Genomic DNA, 23,357 nt, shown 5'->3' with positions numbered 1-23,357 from the left:
ATCTTTCCGGATGCAGCGCAAGCGCGGTCAGTCGATCTCGGCCGCGATTCGCCTCAAAAGGTTAAGCAGCTCCGCCTTCTGGTCGCCGACGATCTGATCGAGCCGGCGGTCGTGTTCCGCCGCATGGCGTGCCAAATCCGCCAGCCGCGCGGAGCCTTCGGGCGTGGCGAAGAGCGCATAGCTGCGCCGGTCGCGCGCGATCGGCTGCTTTTCGACGAAGCCGTCGCGGATCATGTCGCGCAGAAGCGGCGTCAGGGTCGACTTGTCGCGGCCGGACGCGCGCGATAGCGTCATCGGCGTGATGCCGGGATTGTCCTTGATGAGGCTGAGCAGCGCGAACCAGCCCGGCCTGAGATCGGTCTGTCCCGTCTTGCGCTGGAAGGATCGGAACGACGCGTTCTGGGCAAGGCGCAGGTGAAAGCCGATATAGTCGTCGAGCTTGCCGAGCACGATGTCTCCGCCCGACATGTTTTCCGTCTCCACCCGAAGCGGCTTCGCCTCATTCATGAATGAATTCCCGTTGACCTATGTTTCGATCTTACCCGTTGTCTTGGTGCACGCAAATCGCGATTGCGAACACAACCAGGAGAGGTGGGGGAAATCTGGAACGCCAGCGGCGGCAAGGCGGCGCGGGAAATTGCATTGGCTCGCAAATGGAAGTCGATCCGGCTGGCGTCGAAATGTAGCGTGCGGTCGTCATGTCGGATATGCTGGCAACCATGAACGCTCGACTGTCGCGTCGCACGCTCCTGAAGGTTGCAGCCTGGCTGGGTCTTGGAACCGGCCTGCCGGGACTTGCCCTGGCGGGTCAAAACTCTTCATCGGGGCGCCGTAACGTCGGTTTTGTCGGCCATTCCCTGGTTTCTCCGGCAATGGCACCGCTCTATGCACAGATCAGCGGCGATCGGGCGACCTATCAGGTCATCAACGGGGCGCCTTTGTCCTACAATTGGGCCGACCATGCCACGGCGGAAGGCGAAAGCATTCGCGACCTGTTGGCGGCCGGCGCGATCGACCAGTTGATGCTGGCCGAAGGCGGGCCGATCGAAGGTTCGATATCCGGCGGCTCGACCCGGACTCTTCTTCAGCAATGGCGAAGCCAGGGCATGGCGGCCAATCCGGACCTCGCAGTCTACTGGTATCAGATCTGGCCGGAAATCCCCGGATGGGCCGGCGAACCGGACTGGGAACTTTGGAAGCGTGAGATCACACGGCTGGCGGTCGAGGCTTACGGGCCGGTCTGCGAGCAGGTAGCAAGCGACATCGGAACGGGCCGGGTCTACCTGTCGCCGGTCGGCGAGGCGTTCGCGCAACTGCATGCCACCAATCTGTCGCCGGGCCTGCCGGGCGTGTCCGATTTCAAGGCGACTTTCTTTCCCATCGATGGGATTCACTTGCCGCCCATCGGGTTCTACTTCGCGACGATGGTTCACTATGCGACCATGAACAGGCAGACGCCGGTCGGCTTGCCATGGCGGCTGAGCCCGCCCGTCGAAGGCTTGAACGCCGATGTGGCTCTGGCATTGCAGGAGGTCGCATGGGAGGTGGTGAGCCGTCATCCCTATGCGGGCATAGCGCCGTGGCCCGAACCGCCGAGAGGCCGCGCCACCGCCGGTGCGCCGACACGGTACTCAACGAGCGAGGGCGGCGGCGGCAGTTATGGTGGCGGCATCGATGTCGGCCCGGCGCGTGACGGCCGCATCGCCGTCGTCTTCGTCGATACGGTTCAGCCGGGCTATCGACCGTCCTCGGTCACGCTTGGCCCCGGCCTCTCGCTGGCCGAAATGGCGACGAGCACGGAACATGGCTATAGCGGTGTCTGGGTCGCGCAGGTGCCGGACACAGCATCCGGAACGCTCGAACTCGCCGTCAGTTCGCAAACCGACCGCTGGGCGAACCTTGCGACAGCCTATATCGTCGACGGAGGCGACTTCGCAACCATCGCCGCCAGTTCCTATCGCGGCGATGAGCCCTTGCGGGTTGCGGGCAGGGCGGGAACATGTGTGATCGGTTCGATTTTCCACATGGATGGCGCGAGTTCGAGGCTCAACGCCCATCCACCGCTGCCCGAGATCGAGGATTCCCTCGGGTCGACCGACGGTTGGCATTTCCGGGCGGTGTGGGGCACGCTTGTCGCGTCGGCGAATACGCGCTTCGAGGGGTCCTCGCACGGCCACAAGGTCGGTTTGACGATCGCACCCGCAGATCGATGATCGCGCCGCACCCGTCGAGGATTACCGCAGATCTGGTTCTTCCAAAGCGTGCGTGGGTCGTCTGCGGGGTTTCCTGCTGGTCGTCGCAAGGCCGTCAAACAGAGCAGTCCATTCCCGGGTCAGTGCGGAAATGTCGAAGGCTGCACAACGCTCAAGCGACAGTGCGGACAGTCGCTCGCGCATATCTGCGTCGGTAAGGACCTGCTTCAGTGCGAGCGCGATGGCATCGGGATTCTCGGGCTCGACAAGCAACCCGTATTTGCCATCGTCGAGTACCTCTGACGGGCCTGAGGGGCAGGCGACCGAGACGATCGGTGCACCGCACGTCATGGCCTCGACGAGGACGAGCGCAAACCCCTCGAAGCGCGACGACATTGCATAGACGCTGGCGCGCCGCATGTAGCGGAAAGGGTTCTTCTGGAAACCCAGGAAATGGACGGAATCGGCAACGGCGTGCTCTTTTGCGTAGAGGCGCAGTGCATCCCCCTCGGGCCCGTCACCAATAATGACGAGGTTGCAATCCACATGCTGGCGGAGGCGAGCGTGAGCACGAATGAGGATGTCGTACGCCTTATGCACGTCGAGCCGTCCCACGGCGACGATCGTCTGCTTCTCGAAGATCGCCTCGTGCTCCGGTGCGATCTGTTCGACGGACAAACGCCGCACGCGCTCCACATCGATGCCGTTATGGATCGTAACCAGACTGGACCGGGCCTTGGGAACCATTGTCGCGAACGCCTCTTGCGCACCGACGGAGCAGCAGACGATGCGGTCGGCAAACCGATAGAGGCGGAGCGCGAGCCGTTGCCGCCAACTTACGTATCGCGAGAACTGCAACCAGTCCGTATGGACCCAGACGACGATGGGCCGTCGGCGCAGCAGACCGGCCAGCAATGCGAGAAACGTTGCACGACCCTCCATGGCACCGACGACGACAGCTGCATTGCCAACCTCCCGAAAGGTCGCAAGAAAGGATCGCACGAGATCGGTGCGTCGATACGGCCGGTCATGCTCGAAATGAATGTCCTGATCCGGCGCCAACGAGCCGAGGTGCTGGCCCCATTGCTCGTGGACGAACAGGCGTGTCCGAAAACGCTGCCGGTCGAGCGACGCCGCGACTGTAAGGACCATCCGCTCCGCCCCACCACCCGCAAGGTTCGGCAAGCAGAACAAAATTCTCAGGCTTTTCATCTAACAAAATCTGTCCGTGACATCGTCATTACAGATTTTACACTCGCGCCGACCTGGCGAAATATATCGGCAATAGCACATTCGATTGACCAATCCGCCGGCAAATTGCTCGAGCATGCGCAAAGATGCGCAAGCGCCGAACTTCCCATGGGAACTTCGATCCGCTAGACAGCCTCCCTTCAAAGGATATGCGCACGCTTGACAACACCGCTCTACCAGCAGCCCGTCTTCGCCATCGCACCCATGATGGACTGGACCGATCGCCACTGCCGGTATTTCCACCGGCAGATGACGCGTCATGCGCTTCTCTATACCGAGATGGTGGTGGCCGATGCGGTGATCCACGGCAACCGCGAGCGCCTGCTGGGCTTTGCGCCTGAAGAGCATCCCGTCGCGCTGCAACTGGGCGGCAGCGATCCGGAGAAGCTTTCCAACGCGGCAACGATCGCGGCCGAATGGGGCTATGACGAGATCAACCTCAATGTCGGCTGTCCGTCCGACCGTGTGCAGAGCGGTACGTTCGGCGCGTGCTTGATGCGCACGCCGGACCTCGTGGCCGAATGTGTCGCGGCGATGAAGGCGGCGGTGGCCGTGCCGGTTACGGTCAAATGTCGCATCGGCGTCGATGAGCAGGACCCGGAGATTGCGCTCGACGAGATCGCCGACAAGGTGCTGGCGGCAGGTGCAGACGCATTGTGGGTCCATGCGCGCAAGGCGTGGCTGCAGGGATTGAGCCCGAAGGAAAACCGGGACATCCCGCCGCTCGACTACGACCGCGTCTACCGTCTGAAGGCACGGCTCGGCGCAAATTTCGTCGGCATCAATGGCGGCATCGCCGATCTCGACGAAAGCCTGCGGCATCTGGAGCATACGGATGGCGCGATGCTCGGCCGCGCTGCCTATCACAATCCGGGCCTGTTGGCCGAAGTCGACCAGCGTGTATTCGGGGTGGCCGACGCTCCGATCGAGTGGCGCGAACTCATCGACCGCATGGCCGACTATTGCGCGGCCCATATCGCCGACGGCGGCCGGCTGACCCATGTCACGCGGCACATGGTCGGTCTCTTTCACGGTTTGCCCGGCGCGCGACGCTTCCGCCAGATTCTGTCGACCGACGCGACGAAGGCCGGCGCCGGACCTGAAGTTCTTCACGCCGCCTTTGCCGAAATAAACCTGGACCAGAGCCGCGACGCGGCCTGAGCGGTTTACTTTCCCCTCCCGTCACGTTAGCGCACGAGCGCAACGAATTGCGGGGGAATGCGCATGTCCGGACTTGATCTGCCGTGGAGCGAGCTTGCGGTCTTCGCCGCGGCAATCGCGGCCTCTGGCGTGGTCGCGGGCCTGATGGCCGGCATCTTTGGCATCGGCGGCGGGGCCGTGCTGGTGCCGGTGTTCTACCAGGTGTTCGGCATGCTCGGCGTCGACGAAGTCGTGCGCATGCACCTGGCGGTCGGCTCGTCGCTGGCGATCATCATCCCGACCTCGATCCGCTCCTTCACCGGTCACAAGGCGCGCGGCGCGGTGGATATGGACCTGCTGAAGAGCTTCCTCATTCCTGTTCCGATCGGCGTCGTGCTCGCATCGATCACCGCCGCCTACATCTCGAGCGAAGGGCTGCGCATCGTCTTCGCGGTGCTGATGCTGCTGGTCGCGGTACGGCTTTTGTTCAACCGCGAATCCTGGAAGATCAATGGCGACCTGCCGGGGACGGGCGGGCGCACGGTTGCGGGCGTGATCATCGGTTATTTCTCGACGCTGATGGGCATTGGCGGCGGCGTGATGAACAACACCTTCATGACGATCTACGGCCGGCCGATGCACCAGGCGGTGGCGACGTCGTCCGGCGTCGGCGTCCTGATCGCGATCCCCGGCACGATCGGCTACATCTGGGCCGGCTGGGGCCATCCCGAACTGCCGATCGCCTCGTCCGGCTTCATCAACTGGATTGCCGTCGCGCTGATCATCCCGATCGCGCTCATCGTCACGCCCTATGGCGTTCGGATTGCCCATGCCCTGAAGAAGCGCCAGCTCGAAGTCGCCTTCGGCCTGTTCTGCATCTTCATCTCGGCGCGGTTCTTCTGGAGCCTCTACGCCTGATCCTCAGTCGCGCAGGATCAGCCGCTCGCCGCGCATGTCGAAACCCGACAGCGAGCCGATGAAGTTCATGCCGAGAAGCGTGCGGTCGAGCTGACCCTCCGCCGCCACGAGCGCGGGCAGGCGCGTGCGCGAAATTTCGCCGATGCGGATTTCATCGAGCGTGATCCGCGCCGCCTGTGCCTGGCCGTTTGCCGTCATGACGGGCACCGTATAGCTGAGCGTTTCCGGATCGAGGCCGATCCGGCGGGCGTCCGCAGCGCTGAGAACGGTCGTCGTGGCGCCTGTATCGACGATCGTGTTGACGCTCGTACCGTTGATCGACGCCCTGATTTCGAAATGGCCGTTGGCCATCCGGTCGATCATGACCGCGGCGCGGCCATCCTCGCCGACCATCGAAAGCGGGCTGCCGGGTATGAGCCCGGCCGTCAGGCGGCTTGCGACGTCCTGCAACTCGTAGCGATATTGATAGCCAACCATCAAACTCATGATGATGACGAGCCAGATTGCCAGCGTGCGCGCCATCGGGCCGAAGCGCTGGCCCGAGCCCAGCAGTCCGACGGCGACGACAGCGCCCAGAAGTCCGAGATAGAGCGTCCGCGCGAAGCTGTCTCCGTCTAGCCCGAAAAGCGTGCCACTGTCGCCCGTCGCGATCAGCGCGACGAGCCCGATGCCCATGATTGCGATGACGGTCCAGAAGAGGCGTCCCATCGATCAATCCTGCGCCAGATCGCGCTCGCGCGCCATGCGCGCGCGTTGGGTTTCGCGGCGCGGACGGCGCTCCATCGTTTCCATGCGCGCGGGAAGTTCCGCCATCGTCTCGCGCCGCGCCTGCGGCGTCATCGTCGTCCACGCACCAATCTCTTCGCGCGTGCGCCCGCAGCCGAAGCAATAGCCGGTGGCCATGTCGATGGAGCAGACGAGAATGCAGGGCGATTCGATCGGCGTCATGAAATGTTCCTTGCCATGGATGACAGATGGGCCAAATGGCTTGGCCGTGCAAGACGATGGCGCCATCCGCCATTGTGATCGGGACGCGACTTGAGTATGCGCTTAGCCAAAGTTTGTGGAGCATTCGATGACCAGCGGCCTGCCATTCGACGACTATCGCGACCTCCTGCGCCGCCTGCCCGAGGCGGACAAGGGGGCGCGGCGCGACGCGGAAGCGCGGTTGCGTCTTCTCGAAGGGCAGGGCGTGCCGCTTGGCCGCATGGGCGAGCTCGCCGTCTGGCTGGCCAGTTGGCAGCGACGCAGCCAGCCGCAGATTTCGCGGCCGATGGTGACGCTCTTCGCCGGCACGCACGGCATCGCGAAGCACGGTGTCAACACGCGCCAGGCGAACGAAACGCAGGCGATGGTCGAGTTCTGCGCGGCAGGCGGCGCGGCGATCAACCAGATCTGCGCGGCGAACGATTTCGGCCTCAAGGTCTTCGACCTCGCGCTGCATCTGCCCGTCGACGATATCTCGGAAGGCCCCGCCTTCGACGAGCGCGGCTGCGCCGTGACCATGGCCTTCGGCATGGAGGCGATCGCCGGCGGCGCGGATCTGATCTGCATCGGCAGCCTTGGCGTCGGCGGCGAGACGGTCGCGGCGGCGCTCCTGATGGCGCTGCACGGCCGCGCCGCGCTCGACTGGATCGAGCCGGTGGGCGAGCCTGACCTGACTGAACGCCGCATCCGCCTGATCGACAAGGCCGTCGAACTGCATGGCGGCCATGTGAAGGACCCGCTTGAGGCGCTGCGCCGGCTCGGCGGACGCGAGATCGCGGCGATCGCCGGCGCGATCCTCGCCGCGCGCATGGAGCGCGTTCCCGTCGTGCTCGACGGGATCGTGTCACTTGCGGCGGCGGCGGTGCTCCATGGCGTCCGGCCCGATGCGATCGATCACTGCCTGCTCGGCCACGCCACGACCAATCGCGGGCAGCGCCATGCGGCGCAGGCACTCGGCCTGAAGCCGATCCTCGATCTGGAAATGGGCGAAGGCGAGGGTATCGGTGCAGCGATGGGCGCGCTGGTGCTGAAGACTGCCGCCCAGACCTTCGGCTCGATGACGATCCGCCAGAACTGACCTAGCGCCGGCCGGCTGCAGCCTTCTGGCGGGTGGGAAGCGCGGGCAGCGCTTCCATGACACGCGCCGGCGGTAGGATGGCGATGGCTTCGGTGCCCTCGCGCAGCTTGGAGCGAAGCTGGAACTCGCCGCCATGGAGCTCGAGCAGACCCTGGACGATGGGAAGGCCGAGGCCGGTCCCCTGTTCCGCACTCTTGATGGCAATCGAGCCCTGGCCGAAGGCCGACAGCACGATGGGAATTTCCTCGGCCGGAATGCCGGGGCCGTTGTCCTTGACCGAGACATACTGCCCGCCGCCGGCCGTCCAGCCGACGCGCACGCGCACTTCGGACCCGTTGGGGGCGAATTTCACCGCGTTCGAGATGAGATTGAGTGTGATCTGGCGCAATGAGCGTTCGTCGGCGAGCAGGCGCGGCAGGGTCGGTTCGAACTGCTGGACGAGGCGGATCGACTTCTTGTGCGCCTTCAGCTCCATCAGATGGCAGCATTCCTCGACGACGCCGGTCAGCGACAAGGGCTCTTCGTTGAGCTGGTAGCGGCCCGCCTCGATGCGCGACAGGTCGAGGATTTCGTTGATGAGGTTGAGAAGGTGCTGGCCGGACGCGTTGATATCGCGCGAATAGTCGCGATAGGTCTCATTGTGCATCGGCCCGAGAACCTCGTTGCCCATGACTTCCGAGAAGCCGAGGATCGCGTTCAGCGGCGTGCGCAATTCGTGGCTCATCGTGGCGAGGAAGCGCGACTTGGCAAGGTTCGCCTCCTCGGCGCGGCGGCGCGCTTCGTCCGACATGGACTTCGCCGTTTCCAGTTCGCCGATCAGCCCGTCCTTCTCCGCCTGGTAGGAAAGGAGCATGACGGCCGAACGGTTCATGTGGCGGGCGACGAAGGTGAAGAAGCCGAGCGAGACGGCGAGCAGCGCCACCATGATCGCCTCGACCGGCATCGCCATGTTGACGGTCAGGTAGGCAAAGACGGCGACCGGCAGCGCGAAGGTCATGAACAGCGCGCCGCGCAGCGTGTGAGAGATCAGCGCGGTCGAGGCAATGGCGAGCAGCAGGATGACGGTCTTGAGGACCGTGAACTGGTCGAGCTGGCATGCGACGCATTCGATTGCCGCCAGATACGCCCAGCCGAGCCCGGAGACGAAATGGCCGAGCAGGAAGGAGCGCTTGACGCCGACGGCGTCGAGTTCGTTGATGTCGGCCCGGTCGACACGGCGCGCGATCAGCGCGAGGCCGAGATAGCAGGCGACGGTGATGATCGCCCAGATGACGATCTGCGGCCCGGTGCCAGCGAAGGCGCCGCCCGCCATGACGACGAGCACCATCAGCGGGATCGCCGCGGCCGTGTTGATCATCGCGCGGGCGTGAAGCTTCAGGAGTTCGCGCTCGAAGACCGGATTGCCCTCGCGCTGCGACAGGCGTTCGCGCGTGCGCCGGACCGCCTTGGCGACATCGGTGTTGCGATGCGCCTTCCTGCGGTCCACGATATTCTTGTCGGCAAGTTGCGTGCCTGAAAACGCCATACGAGATATCAGTCAATGCGCGCCAATGATCGTCGCGAAGTGTAGCCAAAGAAAATTAAGAGACCCTTCGCGTGCCAGTTCTCCCCTTTCGCAAACCAAGGCAGCACCGGCGGCGCGGCGCTCGCGCGATGCGGCCGCTCGGCCTGCGCGATCTGGCGCTGACGGCCGGGATGTTCCTGATTCTCGGCGCGCTCGCCTGGCACTTCGAGCAACGAGCAGCACATGAGATCGTCTCGACGGTCCGTGTGATCGACGGCGACACGCTCGATACGGGTGACGGGCGAATCCGGCTCGTCGGGATGGATGCGCCGGAACTCGACCAGACCTGCGACAACGGATTTGCGATCTATGAGTGCGGTCGCGAGGCGCGGGAGAGGTTGCGGCAGTTGATCGGTGGGCGCGAGGTCACTTGCGCGACACGGCGCAAGGACCGCTATGACCGGTTTCTCGCGACCTGCCACGCCGGCGACGTGAACCTTGCCGCACGGATGGTCGAGACGGGCTGGGCGGTCGCGTCGGGCGACTACGATCTCGCGGAACTGCGTGCGCGCACGGCCGGGCGAGGGATCTGGGCGGGCAAGTTCGAGCGGCCGAACGAGTGGCGCGCCACGCGCGGCATGGTGAGCGAGGATGGCGGGATGCTCGATCCGGTCCTCGACCGGCTGCGGCTGTGGCTCGATCGGTGATCGAATGCGCTGGTACGGCGGATGATTTCCGTTCTAGACAGGGAATGAACGAGGGAGAGAACAGCATGAAGCTTTACGATGGTGGCCGCGCGCCGAACCCGCGCCGGGTCCGAATTTTCCTGGCGGAAAAGGGCATCGAGGTGCCGCTCGAGCCGGTCGACATGGCGGCAATGGGCCACAAGTCGGACGCGGTGACGCAGCGCAACCCCTTGCAGCGCCTGCCGGTGCTCGAACTCGACGACGGCACGATCCTCGCCGAATCGGTCGCGATCTGCCGCTATTTCGAGGAGCTTCATCCCGAACCTCCGCTGTTCGGCACCGGCGCGCTGGGCCGTGCGCAGGTCGAGATGTGGCAGCGGCGCATGGAACTGCACTTCCTGTCGGCCGTCGCCCAGGCCTTTCGCCATATCCACCCGGCGATGAAGGAATGGGAAGTGCCGCAGATCCCCGAATGGGGTGAGGCGAACAAGCCGAAGGCGATTGAGTATCTGCAGATGCTGGACCGCCATCTGGTCGACAGCCGCTTTATCGCGGGCGACGACTACACGATCGCCGACATCACCGGCCTCGTCGGTGTCGAGTTCATGAAACCGGCGCGACTCGAAGTCCCGGCCGACCTCGAAAACGTGAAGCGCTGGTTCGCCGAGGTCTCCGCGCGGCCGAGCGCCAAGGCCTGATCCTGGGCGAAGCGGAAGAACTCGCCCGGCGCATCCGGCTTTGCCGCATCTGCCGGGATGCGCCGCTGAAGGCTCCGCTGCCGCACGAGCCGCGCCCGGTCGTCGTCGCGTCATCGACCGCGCGCGTACTGATCGCGGGGCAGGCGCCCGGCACGCGGGTCCACGCGACGGGGCTGCCGTTCAATGATCGCTCTGGGGACCGTCTGCGCGACTGGATGGGCGTCTCGCGCGAGGAGTTCTACGATCCGGCGCTCTTTGCCATCGCGCCGATGGGTTTTTGCTTTCCGGGGCAGGACGCCAAGGGCGGCGACCTGCCGCCGCGCTGCGAATGCGCGCCAGCCTGGCGTGCGCCGCTGATGGCCACCATGCCGCAGATCGAGTTCGTTCTGGCGATCGGTCTCTACGCGCAACGCTGGCATCTCGGCCCGGAGTTCGGCCGTTCGCTGACGCGGAACGTCGAAGACTGGCGCGCGATCTTCCTGCGCAACACCAGTCCGCGCATCATCCCGCTGCCGCATCCCTCATGGCGCAATACGGGCTGGCTGAAACGCCACCCGTTTTTCGAAAGCGAATTGCTTCCGGTACTGCGGAGCGAAATCCGATTGTCAATACCGACGAGGGAATAGGACAATTTTGCTTCGTCGCGGTCGAATGGCCGGTGTTCATGCTTGGCTATCGCGCAGAACTTCTGCATTTTAGCATGAGATTTCTCATCGGAGCCTCATATGGACCGTCTCGACCGCAAGATCCTGCGTCTGCTGCAGGAAGATTCCACGCTTGCCGTGGCCGACGTCGCCAAGAAGGTGGGGCTGTCGACGACGCCGTGCTGGCGGCGCATCCAGAAGCTCGAGGAAGAGGGCGTCATCCGCAAGCGGGTGGCGCTGCTCGATCCGGTGAAGATCAATGCGCGGGTGACGGTGTTTGTGTCGATCCGCACGAACTCGCACAGCCACGAATGGCTGCGCCGGTTCTCGGAGGTCATCCAGGAGTTTCCCGAGGTCATCGAGTTCTACCGGATGAGCGGCGACATCGACTATCTCCTGCGCGTCGTCGTGCCCGACATCGCCGCCTATGACGCCTTCTACAAGCGCCTGATCGCCAAGATCGAGATTCGCGACGTGTCCTCTTCCTTCGCCATGGAGCAGATCAAGTACACGACGGAAATGCCGCTCGACTACATGGTGCTCGACAAGGAGAGCGGCTCGTCCAGCAACGCCGCTTGATCAGGAAAGGCGCGAGATCAGCGAGGACGTATCCCAGCGCTTGCCGCCCTTGCCCTGCACGTCCTTGTAGAACTGATCGATGAGCGCGGTGACTGGAAGCTGAGCGCCATTGCGGTCGGCTTCCTCGAGGCAGATGCCGAGATCCTTGCGCATCCAGTCGACCGCGAAGCCGAAGTCGAACTTGCCGTCGCGCATCGTCTTCCAGCGGTTCTCCATCTGCCACGATCCGGCCGCGCCCTTGGAGATGACGTCGACGACCTTCTCGATGTCGAGCCCGGCGCGCTGGCCGAAGGCGATGCCTTCCGACAGGCCCTGGACGAGCCCGGCGATGCAGATCTGGTTGATCATCTTGGTGAGCTGCCCAGAGCCGACAGGTCCCATCAGCCCGACCATCCGCGCATAGGCGTCGATGACGGGCTTGGCCTTGTCGTAAGTCGCCTGGTCGCCGCCACACATGACGGTGAGGACGCCGTTTTCGGCCCCCGCCTGGCCGCCCGAGACGGGCGCGTCGATGAAGCCGATGCCCTTATCGCTCGCCAGCGCCGCCAGTTCGCGCGCGACCTCGGCCGACGCGGTCGTGTTATCGATGAAGATCGACCCGGAAGCCATTGACGAGAAAGCACCGTCGGCGCCCAGCGCGACCGAACGCAGATCGTCGTCATTGCCGACGCAGGAGAACACGAACTCGGCGCCCCTCGCAGCCTCGGCCGGCGTTGCGGCCGACTTCCCGGAGAACTCGGCAGCCCATTTCTCGGCCTTGGCGGCGGTGCGGTTGTAGACGGTGACGTCGTGGCCACCCTTGGTCTTCAGATATCCCGCCATGGGATATCCCATCACGCCCAAACCCAGAAATGCGACCTTCGCCATCGTGCTCTCCTCCTGTGTCGTCGATCAAAGCCCCAGCCGGGACGTAATGAAATCTGCCATTGCCGCTATGTCATCGATCGGGAAGACGGGCAAGTTTTCGTCCGGCAATGCGTGGTCGCTGGCGACCGCGACGATGTTGGGATCGTCGGCCGATAGCGGTCGCGTGTCCTTCGCGTCGCGCCGGCGCGTCTCGATCTTGAGGTGCCCCTCGCGCTTGTAGCCTTCGACGATGACGAGGTCGCAGGGCAACAGACGCGCAAGGACGTCGTCCAGCGACGGTTCGCTCTCGCCGCGCAGTTCGTGCATCAGTGCCCAGCGATTGCCCGAAACGATCGCGACCTCGCCGGCGCCGGCTTCGCGGTGGCGAAAGGAGTCGGTGCCGGGCTGGTCGATGTCGAAGGCATGATGGGCGTGCTTGATGGTCGAAACCTTGAGCCCGCGGGTGACGAACTCGGCCACGAGCCGCTCGGTCAGCGTCGTCTTGCCCGAATTCTTCCAGCCGGTAATGCCGATGACGCGATGGCTCATGGTTTGATCAGGCGCTCCGCTTCTGCAAGGTCTTCGGGCGTGTTGATGTTGAAGAACGGATCGAAGGGCTCGGCGTCGAATTCGATCGAATCGAAACCGAATTCCGCGAGAAATGCCATGACCTTGCGGGTTTCCGCTCGTTCAAGAAATGCGGCAAGCGGATCGAGGGCGGCGATCGGCCAGAGCGCGAAGACGGGATGGTTTCGGCCGGCCGAGCGGGCGACGATTATGCGGCTCCGGTCACCGTGCGAAAGGGATTCGACAAGATCGCCGGGAAGGAACGGGCTGTCGACGGCAACGCTGACGAGGGCGGTGTGACCCTGCGATCTCGCCCATTCGAGCCCGGCATGGACGCCGGCAAGCGGGCCCTCGAAAGTCTGGACCGCATCGGCCAGAACCGGTGCGTCGATCGTGCCCGGCGCAAGCGTGTTGGAACTGACCGCAAGCGCATCGACCTGCGGTGCAAGGCGCTGGACCGCCCGGGAAAGGAGCGTGCGCCCGCCGAGAAAGGTCATCGCCTTGTCGCTGCCGCCCATGCGCGTGGACCGTCCGCCGGCCAGAACGATGCCAGCCCTGCTCATCGCGCCAGCTCGCCTTTTCGTGCGGCGACGTTGAGCACGTAGAGAGCTGCGACGATGCCGAGGCAGGAGGATGCGAGCATGACCCAAAGCAGCGGCGCCGGGCCGGTTTCAGGGCCGAGCAGCGCGCCCGCAAGCATGGAAAGACCCGCGCCGCCGCCGATCTGCATGGCTCCGCCGAGGCCCGAAGCCGAACCGGCGATATGCGGGCGGACGCTGACGATCCCGGCCATGGCGTTGGGCAGCGTCATGCCGTTGCCGAGCCCGACGAACATCACCGGCACGAAGAGCGACGCCGGCGAGACGTATCCGGCGAAATAGAGGAGCAGCGGCACGGACATGCCCGTCGCCGCGACGATGTTGCCGGTCAGGAGCATCCGGTTGATGCCGAGGCGGCTCGACAGTCGTCCGGACAGGAAATTGCCGACCATGTAGCCGACCGACACGAAGCCGAAATAGAAGCCGTATTGCGAGGGCGACAGGCCAAAGATCTCGCTCGCGACATATGGGCCGCCGCCGAGGAACGCGAAGAACGTGCCCGACGTGAAGGCGGCCGTGAGCGTGTAACCCCAGAAGCGTTCCGACTTGATCAACTCGGGATAGGAACGCACCTGCGCGAAGAGCGATGCGGACGGGCGCAGATTCGTCTCGCCGAGATCGACCCAGATGATGGCGAACGCCGCCATGCCGAACGCAAGGGTGAGCAGAAATGTCGACTGCCAGCCGTAAATCTCGTCGAGGAAGCCGCCGATGATCGGTCCTATCATCGGGACGAGCGTCATGCCCATGGTGACGTAGCCGATCTTGCTCGCGGCCTGGTCCGGACCGACCGTATCGCGGATGATCGCGCGCGACAGAACCATGCCGGCAGCCGAGAAGGCCTGCAGGATGCGACAGGCAAGCAGGATCTCGATCGTTGGTGCGAAGACCGCGGCAAGGGTTCCGAACAGGAACACTGCAAAACAGGAAAGCAGGACCGGGCGGCGCCCGAACCGGTCCGACGCCGGACCGATCAGGAGCTGAAGCACAGCGGTCGCGACGAGATAAAGCGCCACAGCCAACTGTACGACCGAGTAATCGGCATCGAAATGCCGCGCCATCGCGGGCAGGGATGGCAGGAAGACGTTCATCGCAAGCGCGCTCGACGCCGTTGCCATCACCAGCGTGAAGATGTGCGGTGGGGTCGCCGCGCGGTGGGCGAGGGGCATCGTCATCGGGCCGAAATGAACACGTTAATCATGGCGTGTGAATAGGCCTCATCCGCCTTCGCTTCAAGCTTCTCAAACGCCGTCAGGCGCCATTGCGGGCGACGTCGTGTCGGCAACCGGCTGCGTCTTGCCCGCATGGCGCTCGCGGTAGAGCGTGTAGAGGCCGGACGCGACGACGATCGACGCTCCGACGAGCATCGCGGCATCGGGAACTTCGCCGAACACGAGCAGGCCGAGCAGAAGCGCCCAGATCAGGGCGGTGTAGCGGAAGGGCGCGACGAACGAGATGTCGCCTGCGCGCATCGCCATGATGATGAACTGGTAGCCGACAATGAGAAGGACGGCGGCGCCCAGCAGCATCGAGGTGGTGGTCAAGGTCAACTCGGTCCAGCCCCCATCAGGCACGACGAGAAACCCTCCGATGACGGTGACGAAGAGCGCGGTAGCAAACGAAACGGCCAGCGAGGGGATTTCCGCGGGGATGCGCCGGGTCACGAGATCGCGAAGGGCGCAGAAGGCGACGCAAAGCAGCGCAAGCAGCGAATAGGAATTGAAGCCCTCGAAGCCGGGCCGGACGATGATCAGGACGCCGGCAAAACCGACCAGAATGGCCGTCCAGCGCCGCCAGCCCACCGGTTCGTTGAGGAATAGCGCTGCGCCCATGGTGACGGCGAGCGGCAGCGCCTGCAGAATCGCCGACACGTTGGCGAGGGGCATCTGCGCGAGTGCGGCGAGAAAGCAGAGTGTGCTGCCGATCTCGCTGGTCGCCCGCACGGCGACGAGGGGGCGGCGGAGCGACGACAGCGACGACAGGACGCCGCCATGCCAGGCGAGCAGGCCGATCATGATCGTGGCGAACGTGCCGCGAACCACCATCACCTGCGCGGCGTTCATGTCGCTGATGACCGTTTTCGTCAGCGCATCGTTGAGGGTGAACCCGGCCATCGAAATGGCCATGAACAGGGCTGCGCGGAGGTTTGGCGAAAGATTCACGGATGCTGGCTCGTCGTTTGGCTCGACGATGCCTTATGACGCCGCGTGGCTCGGCGCAACGGACCAGCGGCGCGAATGTCTACGCCAGATCAGCCGCCGGTGACGCTCATGTGACGCGAGACGGAGGGCCGGTTGGTGCGACGGTCGATGACGAAGTCGTGACCCTTGGGCTTGCGCCCGATGGCCTCGTCGATCGCGTTCGACAAAAGCTCGTTGCCCTCGGAAGCGCGCAGCGCGGCGCGCAAATCGGCCGCGTCGTCCTGGCCAAGGCACATGTAGAGCGTGCCGGTGCAGGTCAGACGCACGCGGTTGCAGCTTTCGCAGAAATTGTGGGTCATCGGCGTGATGAAGCCGAGCCGCCCACCGGTTTCCGCCACCTCGACATAGCGGGCGGGACCGCCGGTCTTGTAGGGAATATCGGCAAAGGTGAATTCGCGCTCGAGCTGCGCGCGCAGAAGGGACAACGGCAGGTACTGATCCGTCCGGTCCTCATCGATCTCGCCCATCGGCATCGTCTCGATGACCGTCATATCCATGCCGCGGCCATGCGCCCAGCGCAGCATGCCGGGGATCTCGTAGTCGTTGAAGCCCTTGAGCGCGACCGCATTGATCTTGATCTTCAGACCCGCCGCCTGCGCTGCGTCGATGCCGGCCATGACCTTGGAGATGTCACCCCAGCGGGTGATCTGCTTGAACTTCGCCGGGTCGAGCGTATCGAGCGAGACGTTGATCCGCCTGACGCCGCATTCGGCGAGCTCGGCCGCGAAGCGCTGGAGCTGCGAGCCGTTGGTGGTCAGCGTCAGTTCTTCGAGTGCGCCGCTCTCGATATGGCGCGAGAGATCGCGGACGAGGTGCATGATGTTCTTGCGCACCAGCGGCTCGCCGCCGGTGAGGCGCAGCTTCTTTACGCCCTTTTCGATGAAGACAGTGCAGAGCCGGTCGAGTTCTTCGAGGCTGAGAAGATCGCGCTTTGGCAGGAAGGTCATATCTTCCGCCATGCAATAGGTGCAGCGGAAGTCGCAGCGATCCGTCACCGAGACGCGCAGATAGGAGATCGCGCGCCCGAACGGGTCGATCATGCTGGTGTCGCCGAAATTCATGCCATTGCCTTCGATGCCCATCCCGTCAATTTCGTGATCTTTTGCCCCGCGCGCAAGCCCGATGCGCCGAAAGTCTGGCGCATGACGATGAATTGAGGCATTCGGGTGGGAAAGATTGAAGAGGTTTCACATGCGGCCACCATCGGAATTGCGCGTCTCGAAGGATCGGCGGCTGCTCACGATCCTCTTCGAAAATCACGCGCCGATCGCGCTCGAAGCGGAGTTTCTGCGCGTCGTCTCGCCGTCCGCCGAAGTGCAGGGCCACTCGCCCGAACAACGCGTGACCGTGCCGGGCAAGCGCGAGGTCGCGATCTCGAAGATGGAGCCTGTCGGCAATTATGCCGTGCGCATCGTCTTCGACGACGGGCATGACACCGGCATCTTCACCTGGGACTACCTGCACACACTCGGCCACGAGAAGGACACGCGCTGGCAGGCCTATGTCGACGAACTGGCGGCGAAGGGACTGTCGCGCGACTAGTCTTCCTTCAACGCCTCGCTGATCCGGCGCATCTGGTCGCCGAGGCGTTCGCACTGGTCGGGCGTCGATTGTGCCATGACGCGGTCGAGAAGGGCGGCGTAGATTTCCATCGCCTTCATCAGCCGCGCCTCGCCCTCGTCGGTGAGGTAGAGCCGCATGACGCGGCGGTCGTTCTCGTCCGGTTCGCGGCGCAGCAGGCCCTGGCTTTCAAGCTGCGGCAGAAGCATCGTGATGTTCGAGCGCCCCACGAGCAGCCGGCGCGCAAGATCGTGCTGCGACAGGCCGGGGTGGCGGTAGAGGTTCATCAGCACATCGAGCTGGCCGATCTTCAGCGGCGCGATCGCCTTGGCGAGTTCGCGCACGACGGCGCGCTCGGCCCGCACGACCGCGATCCAGTTGCGGAACCGGGGATTGTCCCAAGGCAGGCGCGGCGCGTCGGTCGGTTTCGTTGCGGTCAAGGCTTGCGCTCGGCGGGTGGATCATAGGGCAGCCCGGCCGCCTTCCAGGCGCCGAATCCGCCCTCGATGTGCTTGACGGGCGAAAGACCCATGTCCTGCGCGGTCTTGGTGGCGAGCGCGGAGCGCAGGCCGCCTGCGCAAAAGAAAACGAAGGTCTTGCCGCTGGCGAAGACGGGCTTGTGGTAGGGGCTTTCCGGATCGATCCAGAATTCCAGCATGCCGCGCGGCGCATGCAGCGTGTGCGGAATGCGTCCCTCGCGGTCGAGTTCGCGCGGATCGCGGATATCGACCAGCACGACGTCGTCGCGCGCGGCGAGTTCCTGCGCCGCCGCTGGCGATATCGCCTCGATTTCGGCATTGGCTTCTTCGAGCAATGCCTTGTAGCCCTTTTTCATGGCAGGCCTCCTGACCTGCCGATGATGGCCGCGCGGAAGCGCCAGCGCAAGACGCTCCCGCGCTCCTCGTCAGCCGAGGTTCAGTTCCTTGAAGAAGTCGTTGCCCTTGTCGTCGATGACGATGAAGGCGGGGAAATCCTCGACCTCGATGCGCCAGATCGCTTCCATGCCGAGTTCGGGATATTCGACGACTTCCACTTTCTTGATGCAGTCCTGTGCCAGTCGCGCGGCAGGACCACCGATCGAGCCGAGATAGAAGCCGCCATGGCTGCCGCAGGCCTCGCGCACCTGGCGCGAGCGGTTGCCCTTGGCGAGCATCACCATCGACCCGCCGAAGGACTGGAACTGGTCGACATAGCTGTCCATGCGACCCGCCGTCGTCGGCCCGAACGAGCCTGACGCATAGCCGGCGGGCGTCTTGGCCGGGCCGGCATAGTAGATAGGATGGTTCTTGAAATAGTCCGGCATCGGCTCGCCGGCTTCGAGACGTTCGCGAATTTTCGCATGGGCGATGTCGCGCGCGACGATGATCGGCCCGGAGAGCGACACGCGCGTCTTGACGGGCTGGGCCGATAAGATTTTCAGGATCTCGCTCATCGGCTGGTTGAGGTCGACCTTCACCACATGCGAGGTCAGCTTCTCCTCGTCGATGTCCGGCATGTAGCGGGCCGGGTTGGTCTCCAGCTCCTCGAGGAAAATGCCGTCCCTGGTGATCTTGCCCTTCGCCTGCCGGTCCGCCGAGCAGGACACGCCGAGGCCGATCGGCAGCGAGGCGCCATGGCGGGGCAGGCGGATGACGCGCACGTCGTGGCAGAAATACTTGCCGCCGAACTGGGCGCCGACGCCCATCGACTGCGTCATCTTGTGGACTTCGGCTTCCATTTCGAGGTCGCGGAACGCATGGCCGGTCTCGCTGCCCGAGGTCGGCAGGCCGTCGAGATAGCGCGTCGAGGCGAGCTTGACGGTCTTGAGGTTCATCTCGGCAGACGTGCCGCCGATGACGATGGCGAGGTGATAGGGCGGGCAGGCGGCGGTGCCGAGCGTCAGGATCTTTTCCTTGAGGAAATCGAGCAGCCGGTCGCGCGTCATCAGCGACGGCGTGCCCTGGTAGAGGAAGGTCTTGTTGGCCGAGCCACCGCCCTTGGCAACGAACAGAAACTTGTAGGCGTCCTCGCCTTCCTCGTAGATGTCGATCTGCGCCGGCAAATTGTTCTTGGTGTTCTTCTCCTCGAACATGGACAGCGGTGCGAGCTGCGAATAGCGCAAATTCTTCTTCTCGTAGGCGTCGAGCACGCCCTGGCCGAGCGCATCGGCGTCGCCGCCCTCGGTCCAGACGCGCCGGCCCTTCTTGCCCATGATGATCGCCGTGCCGGTGTCCTGGCACATCGGCAGCACGCCGCCGGCAGCGATGTTGGCGTTCTTCAAGAGGTCGTAGGCGACGAACCGGTCATTGTCGGTCGCTTCCGGGTCTTCGAGAATCGCGGCAAGCTGCTTCAGGTGGCCGGGGCGCAGCAGATGATTGATGTCCGCGAAGGCGGTTTCCGACAGGAGGCGCAGCCCTTCCGCATCGACCGTCAGGATTTCCTGGCCGCGGAAGGTGTCGACGCTCACATGGTCCGAGGTCAGCTTGCGATAGGGCGTTTCGTCGGCTGCGAGGGGGAAAAGCTCGGCGCTTGCGTAGTCGGCCATCGGCGAAAGATCTCCGGAAAGAAACAGGTTGGCAGGCTCTTAAAGCGAAACGGGCTCGGATTGAAGCCTGCCTTTGGGCGATGGACGAGCGTTGTATTCCTGCAATGGTCGCGACAAAACCGGTCGAGGCGGCACCGGATGCCTTGAACCCGACGCACCGTCATCCTTAGCATCGTGGTCGTGGCGGGCGAGAGTTTGCGATTTGGAAACCATATCGGGTCCAGTGTCGGGCTCTGTGTGTTTGCCGGCCCACGCGGCGCCCGACTGGAACTCTCGAACGGATTGGACGACATGATCAAGCGTATGCGCCTTCGGGCTCTGGCCCTGACCTCCACCGCGCTCGCGGCGTCGCTCCTGACCGGCGTGGAGAGTGCATCCGCGCAGAACTTTTTCGAGCGCCTGTTCAATCAGCCGCCGCGCCGCTACGTCGAGCCGCAATACCAGCAGCAGCCGCAGGCCCCGGTCCAGCAGCAGGTTCAGCGCGCTGCACCGCCACAGGCGCCCCGCGTCACCGGCCCGCAATATTTCACCTACAAGACCGATACGCTCGCGAAAGTGAATTTCGCCGCGATCTCGATCGATCCCGCGCTGGTCAACACCGGTATCGATCACGGCACGGTCGGCGCAACGACTCAGGCTGCGGCCGCGCCGTCACGGACGGTAACCGTTGCCGGCGGAAGCCTCGAAGAAGCGGTGGAAAAGGCGCTGGAAGGCAATGATGCGCGCGGCGAGCCGCGCCGGCGGATGGCGGCGCAGGACGGCAGGCAGGTTCCCTCGATCGGCGGCGCCAATCCGAAGCTCGAGATCGACGTCCGCAAACAGGCGGTGCGCTCGCCCGAACCGCTCAAGGCAACGATCGCCGATTCGCTCGACGATCTGGCGACGTTCGAATTCTACGCCGAGCAGGCGATCGGCGATGCGGTCGTCGCGCATTATTCGAAGCGCCCGCAGATGATCTGGTCCGAGGGCGGGCGCGTCAGTTCGGCCGCGCGCGACGTGGTGCGCGAACTGGCAGGCGCCGACGATTACGGCCTCAACCCGGGCGACTATGCGGTGTCGATGCCGCGTGCGAACGATGAAGCCGCGCTGGCGCGCTTCGAGATGGCGCTGTCCGCGCGGATGCTGCGCTATGCACGCGACATTCATGCCGGCCGCGTCGATCCGAACCGTATTTCCGGCTATCACGATTTCGAGTTGAAGACGGTGAACTATGCCGGCCTGCTGTCGAAGCTCGCCGATGGCGACGACGCGCGCGATGCGTTGCGCGCGCTTCATCCGCAGAACGAATTCTACAAGGCCATGCAGGTCGAGCTCGAGGAACTGCGCGCGAGCGAGGAAAAGAGCATCGTCATCGCGCCAGGAACGTTCATCCGGCCTGGCCAGACGAGCGCGGAACTGCCGAAGATTCTCGCCGTGATCGAGAAGGAGGCGGACCAGGCCTTCTTGGCCCAGCACGCGACTGCGATCGAACTCAACCGCGCGAACCAGATCTATTCGGACGATCTGGTCGCCGTCATCAAGGCGGCGCAGGAAAAGCGCGGCCTGCAGGTCGACGGCATCATCGGGCCACGCACGGTGACGGCGTTTGCCGGCGAATCGAAGGCGGCGCGGATCGAGAAGGTGAAGCTCGCGATGGAGCAGCTTCGCTGGCTGCCGTCGGAGTTCGGCGATCGCTACGTTTTCCTTAACGCACCGTCGGCGATGGCGAGCTATGTCGAGGACGGCTCTGAGAAGCTGGCGATGCGCACTGTGGTCGGCACCAAGGCGACGCAGACCTACTTCTTCCAGGACGAGATTTCCTATGTCGAGTTCCACCCCTATTGGGGCGTGCCGCGCTCGATCATCGTCAACAAGTACCTGCCCAAGCTCTATGCCGACCCGTCCTATCTCGACCGGTCCGGCTTCGAAGTGACGGACCAGCAGGGCCGCCGGATCTCGTCGTCGGCGATCAACTGGACGCGCTATGGCGCCAATATCCCTTACAATGTCCGCCAGCGGCCGGGCCCGAGCAATGCGCTCGGCGAGTTGAAGATCATGTTCCCGAACAAGCACGCGATCTACATGCACGACACGCCCGACCGGCATCTCTTCAGCCGCGACAACCGCGCGCTGTCGAATGGCTGCGTACGCCTCGAAGACCCGCGCGCCATGGCGGCGGCGGTGCTCGGCTGGGATCGTGCGAAGGTCGACTCGCGCCTGGCCGGCCAGCACGGCCGTGACAATCTGGATCAGAAGGTACCGGTCTACGTCGCCTACTTCACCGCATGGCCGGAAGCCGGCGGCAAGATGGGCTACTATCCGGATGTCTACGATCGCGACCTGAAGACGCGCGAGGCGATGGAGCGCATCGAAGCGGCGAGGGCGCCGTCGATCTGACGACGCTCGATCTGGCAGCGCGTCTCGAACCCGAAGGGTTCGCAAGCCCGACCGGGCGTCGCGCGGCCAGCGCGACCCATCGGAGGCACGAGCGCAGCGACTTTGCCGTGAGATATGTAAATGGTGGGCGCGACAGGGATTGAACCTGTGACCCTTCGCGTGTGAAGCGAATGCTCTCCCGCTGAGCTACGCGCCCATGAGCGCCACGCGCTCAAAGTCGTCCGGCGGACCGAACGTGGCCCGCGTATAGGAGCATCCGCCGGGGTCCGTCAAGCGGTCTTGGCGCGCGGCGAGGTTGCCGCTGCGATCAGCCGGTCGGCAAGGTCGACCGTCAACTCGTCGAAATGCGAAATGATGTGCGACGGCTCGAATTCGCGCACGTGCTTGTCCGTGTAGCCGAAGTCGACGGCGACGACGGGAATGCCCGCAGCCTTGGCCGTCTTGATGTCGGTTTCGGAGTCTCCGACCATGATCGCGCGTTCGGGATTGCCACCGGCGCGCGCGATGGTCTCGATCAGGTGGCGTGGGTCAGGCTTGCGGAACGCGAACGTGTCCTGCCCACAGATGGCGCGGAAGCGTTCGGTCAATCCGAGGCCCTGCATCAGCCGCGTCGAATGCAGTTCGAACTTGTTGGTGCAGATCGCGGTCAGGTATCCCGCATCGTCAAAGCGATCGAGCGCGGCGACCACGCCCTCATAGGGCTGCGAATCGCCGGGCATGTTCGAGCCGTAATGTTCGATGAACGTGTCGAGGAGTTCCTTGAGGCGCTCGTCGGAAAGGACGCGCTGCTGCGCCGCATAGGCGCGCTCGATCATCACCTTGCCGCCCATGCCGACGAAGCGGCGGAACTCGGCGGGTCCGGCGACGGTCATGCCGTCGAGTGCCAGGCAATGATTGAGGCTCGCCATCAGGTCGGGAGCGGTGTCGACGAGCGTGCCGTCGAGGTCGAAGACAATGATGGGAGCGGTCATCGGGTCGTCCGTTGGTTTCCGTTGCGGCGGGTCTAG

At 64.4% G+C, this 23,357-nt stretch carries 25 protein-coding genes and 1 tRNA gene; 10 read left to right on the top strand and 16 right to left on the bottom strand.

Annotated features, from left to right (window positions below):
• Positions 1-27 precede the first annotated feature (27 nt).
• A complete protein-coding gene (locus ALII_RS0102775) occupies positions 28-507 on the bottom strand; it encodes a MarR family transcriptional regulator (RefSeq protein WP_024585812.1) in 480 nt (159 codons plus the stop codon).
• Between the two features lie 365 nt (positions 508-872).
• Here ALII_RS0102775 and ALII_RS0102770 point away from each other — a divergent pair, with 365 nt between their 5' ends.
• Positions 873-2,213 carry a hypothetical protein gene (locus tag ALII_RS0102770; protein ID WP_024585811.1) on the top strand — a complete coding sequence of 447 codons (1,341 nt, stop codon included), beginning with the start codon at positions 873-875 and terminating at the stop codon, positions 2,211-2,213.
• A 21-nt stretch (positions 2,214-2,234) separates the two neighbouring features.
• Here the strand turns inward: ALII_RS0102770 and ALII_RS0102765 are convergent, their stop codons facing one another.
• Positions 2,235-3,404, bottom strand: coding sequence for a glycosyltransferase (locus ALII_RS0102765; protein ID WP_024585810.1), 1,170 nt, complete (start codon positions 3,402-3,404; stop codon positions 2,235-2,237).
• A gap of 198 nt (positions 3,405-3,602) precedes the next feature.
• Here ALII_RS0102765 and dusA point away from each other — a divergent pair, with 198 nt between their 5' ends.
• Together dusA and ALII_RS0102755 are read left to right on the top strand one after the other, a co-directional pair.
• Positions 3,603-4,604, top strand: coding sequence for a tRNA dihydrouridine(20/20a) synthase DusA (gene dusA / locus ALII_RS0102760; protein WP_029660141.1), 1,002 nt, complete (start codon positions 3,603-3,605; stop codon positions 4,602-4,604).
• Between the two features lie 63 nt (positions 4,605-4,667).
• Positions 4,668-5,501 (top strand): sulfite exporter TauE/SafE family protein, encoded by an 834-nt coding sequence (locus tag ALII_RS0102755; protein WP_029660140.1) that lies wholly within the window; start codon positions 4,668-4,670, stop codon positions 5,499-5,501.
• Between the two features lie 3 nt (positions 5,502-5,504).
• Here the strand turns inward: ALII_RS0102755 and ALII_RS0102750 are convergent, their stop codons facing one another.
• Both ALII_RS0102750 and ALII_RS0102745 read right to left on the bottom strand, forming a co-directional pair.
• Positions 5,505-6,209, bottom strand: a complete 705-nt coding sequence (locus ALII_RS0102750; RefSeq protein WP_024585807.1) for a TIGR02281 family clan AA aspartic protease — start codon at positions 6,207-6,209, stop codon at positions 5,505-5,507.
• A 3-nt stretch (positions 6,210-6,212) separates the two neighbouring features.
• Positions 6,213-6,449: a DUF1289 domain-containing protein gene (locus ALII_RS0102745; RefSeq protein WP_024585806.1), complete on the bottom strand. Its 237-nt coding sequence runs from the start codon at positions 6,447-6,449 to the stop codon at positions 6,213-6,215.
• Positions 6,450-6,576: 127 nt separating this feature from the next.
• Here ALII_RS0102745 and ALII_RS0102740 point away from each other — a divergent pair, with 127 nt between their 5' ends.
• Positions 6,577-7,566, top strand: a complete 990-nt coding sequence (locus tag ALII_RS0102740; RefSeq protein ID WP_024585805.1) for a nicotinate-nucleotide--dimethylbenzimidazole phosphoribosyltransferase — start codon at positions 6,577-6,579, stop codon at positions 7,564-7,566.
• Between the two features lies 1 nt (position 7,567).
• On the opposite strand, the gene ALII_RS0102735 is transcribed toward ALII_RS0102740, so the two are convergent.
• A complete protein-coding gene (locus ALII_RS0102735) occupies positions 7,568-9,091 on the bottom strand; it encodes a HAMP domain-containing sensor histidine kinase (protein WP_024585804.1) in 1,524 nt (507 codons plus the stop codon).
• A 128-nt stretch (positions 9,092-9,219) separates the two neighbouring features.
• Here ALII_RS0102735 and ALII_RS0102730 point away from each other — a divergent pair, with 128 nt between their 5' ends.
• From ALII_RS0102730 to ALII_RS0102715, 4 genes are all read left to right on the top strand, one after another.
• Positions 9,220-9,777 carry a thermonuclease family protein gene (locus tag ALII_RS0102730; protein ID WP_024585803.1) on the top strand — a complete coding sequence of 186 codons (558 nt, stop codon included), beginning with the start codon at positions 9,220-9,222 and terminating at the stop codon, positions 9,775-9,777.
• Between the two features lie 65 nt (positions 9,778-9,842).
• Positions 9,843-10,454: a glutathione S-transferase gene (locus tag ALII_RS0102725; RefSeq protein ID WP_024585802.1), complete on the top strand. Its 612-nt coding sequence runs from the start codon at positions 9,843-9,845 to the stop codon at positions 10,452-10,454.
• Positions 10,454-11,080, top strand: coding sequence for a uracil-DNA glycosylase family protein (locus ALII_RS0102720; RefSeq protein WP_152529508.1), 627 nt, complete (start codon positions 10,454-10,456; stop codon positions 11,078-11,080). Before ALII_RS0102725 ends, ALII_RS0102720 begins: the two co-directional genes overlap by 1 nt.
• Before the next feature lie 99 nt (positions 11,081-11,179).
• Positions 11,180-11,677 carry an Lrp/AsnC family transcriptional regulator gene (locus ALII_RS0102715; RefSeq protein ID WP_024585800.1) on the top strand — a complete coding sequence of 166 codons (498 nt, stop codon included), beginning with the start codon at positions 11,180-11,182 and terminating at the stop codon, positions 11,675-11,677.
• Here the strand turns inward: ALII_RS0102715 and ALII_RS0102710 are convergent, their stop codons facing one another.
• From ALII_RS0102710 to moaA, 6 genes are all read right to left on the bottom strand, one after another.
• Positions 11,678-12,544 carry an NAD(P)-dependent oxidoreductase gene (locus ALII_RS0102710; RefSeq protein ID WP_024585799.1) on the bottom strand — a complete coding sequence of 289 codons (867 nt, stop codon included), beginning with the start codon at positions 12,542-12,544 and terminating at the stop codon, positions 11,678-11,680. It lies immediately after the preceding gene.
• 24 nt (positions 12,545-12,568) lie between these two features.
• On the bottom strand, positions 12,569-13,072 hold the full coding sequence (gene mobB / locus ALII_RS0102705; RefSeq protein ID WP_024585798.1) for a molybdopterin-guanine dinucleotide biosynthesis protein B: 504 nt from the start codon (positions 13,070-13,072) through the stop codon (positions 12,569-12,571).
• Entirely contained in the window at positions 13,069-13,653 is a 585-nt protein-coding gene (gene mobA, locus ALII_RS0102700) for a molybdenum cofactor guanylyltransferase MobA (RefSeq protein WP_024585797.1), read from the bottom strand. The genes mobB and mobA overlap by 4 nt, the downstream gene beginning before the upstream one ends.
• The gene (locus ALII_RS0102695; protein WP_024585796.1) at positions 13,650-14,864 is read right to left on the bottom strand and encodes a multidrug effflux MFS transporter; all 1,215 of its coding nucleotides are present in this window, start codon (positions 14,862-14,864) and stop codon (positions 13,650-13,652) included. The genes mobA and ALII_RS0102695 overlap by 4 nt, the downstream gene beginning before the upstream one ends.
• A gap of 66 nt (positions 14,865-14,930) precedes the next feature.
• On the bottom strand, positions 14,931-15,851 hold the full coding sequence (locus ALII_RS0102690) for a DMT family transporter (RefSeq protein ID WP_024585795.1): 921 nt from the start codon (positions 15,849-15,851) through the stop codon (positions 14,931-14,933).
• Positions 15,852-15,940: 89 nt separating this feature from the next.
• Complete coding sequence (gene moaA, locus ALII_RS0102685; protein WP_244437272.1) at positions 15,941-16,972, bottom strand: GTP 3',8-cyclase MoaA; 1,032 nt, start codon at positions 16,970-16,972, stop codon at positions 15,941-15,943.
• A 109-nt stretch (positions 16,973-17,081) separates the two neighbouring features.
• Here moaA and ALII_RS0102680 point away from each other — a divergent pair, with 109 nt between their 5' ends.
• A complete protein-coding gene (locus ALII_RS0102680; RefSeq protein WP_024585793.1) occupies positions 17,082-17,432 on the top strand; it encodes a DUF971 domain-containing protein in 351 nt (116 codons plus the stop codon).
• On the opposite strand, the gene ALII_RS0102675 is transcribed toward ALII_RS0102680, so the two are convergent.
• The 3 genes from ALII_RS0102675 to ALII_RS0102665 form a co-directional block, all read right to left on the bottom strand.
• The gene (locus ALII_RS0102675) at positions 17,429-17,890 is read right to left on the bottom strand and encodes a MarR family transcriptional regulator (protein WP_024585792.1); all 462 of its coding nucleotides are present in this window, start codon (positions 17,888-17,890) and stop codon (positions 17,429-17,431) included. The two genes, ALII_RS0102680 and ALII_RS0102675, sit on opposite strands and share 4 nt — an antisense overlap.
• Complete coding sequence (locus ALII_RS0102670; protein ID WP_024585791.1) at positions 17,887-18,285, bottom strand: rhodanese-like domain-containing protein; 399 nt, start codon at positions 18,283-18,285, stop codon at positions 17,887-17,889. Before ALII_RS0102670 ends, ALII_RS0102675 begins: the two co-directional genes overlap by 4 nt.
• Positions 18,286-18,354: 69 nt before the next feature.
• Positions 18,355-19,974: a fumarate hydratase gene (locus ALII_RS0102665; RefSeq protein WP_024585790.1), complete on the bottom strand. Its 1,620-nt coding sequence runs from the start codon at positions 19,972-19,974 to the stop codon at positions 18,355-18,357.
• A 291-nt stretch (positions 19,975-20,265) separates the two neighbouring features.
• Here ALII_RS0102665 and ALII_RS20930 point away from each other — a divergent pair, with 291 nt between their 5' ends.
• The gene (locus tag ALII_RS20930) at positions 20,266-22,350 is read left to right on the top strand and encodes a L,D-transpeptidase family protein (protein WP_051375752.1); all 2,085 of its coding nucleotides are present in this window, start codon (positions 20,266-20,268) and stop codon (positions 22,348-22,350) included.
• A 121-nt stretch (positions 22,351-22,471) separates the two neighbouring features.
• Here ALII_RS20930 and ALII_RS0102655 read toward each other — a convergent pair.
• Both ALII_RS0102655 and ALII_RS0102650 read right to left on the bottom strand, forming a co-directional pair.
• Positions 22,472-22,546 (bottom strand) — tRNA-Val (locus ALII_RS0102655).
• Positions 22,547-22,619: 73 nt separating this feature from the next.
• Positions 22,620-23,321 (bottom strand): HAD family hydrolase, encoded by a 702-nt coding sequence (locus ALII_RS0102650; protein WP_024585788.1) that lies wholly within the window; start codon positions 23,319-23,321, stop codon positions 22,620-22,622.
• Positions 23,322-23,357 lie beyond the last annotated feature (36 nt).

The organism is Aliihoeflea sp. 2WW (assembly GCF_000497755.1).
GTDB lineage: Bacteria > Pseudomonadota > Alphaproteobacteria > Rhizobiales > Rhizobiaceae > Aliihoeflea.
This window is presented reverse-complemented; position numbering and strand designations above follow the sequence as displayed.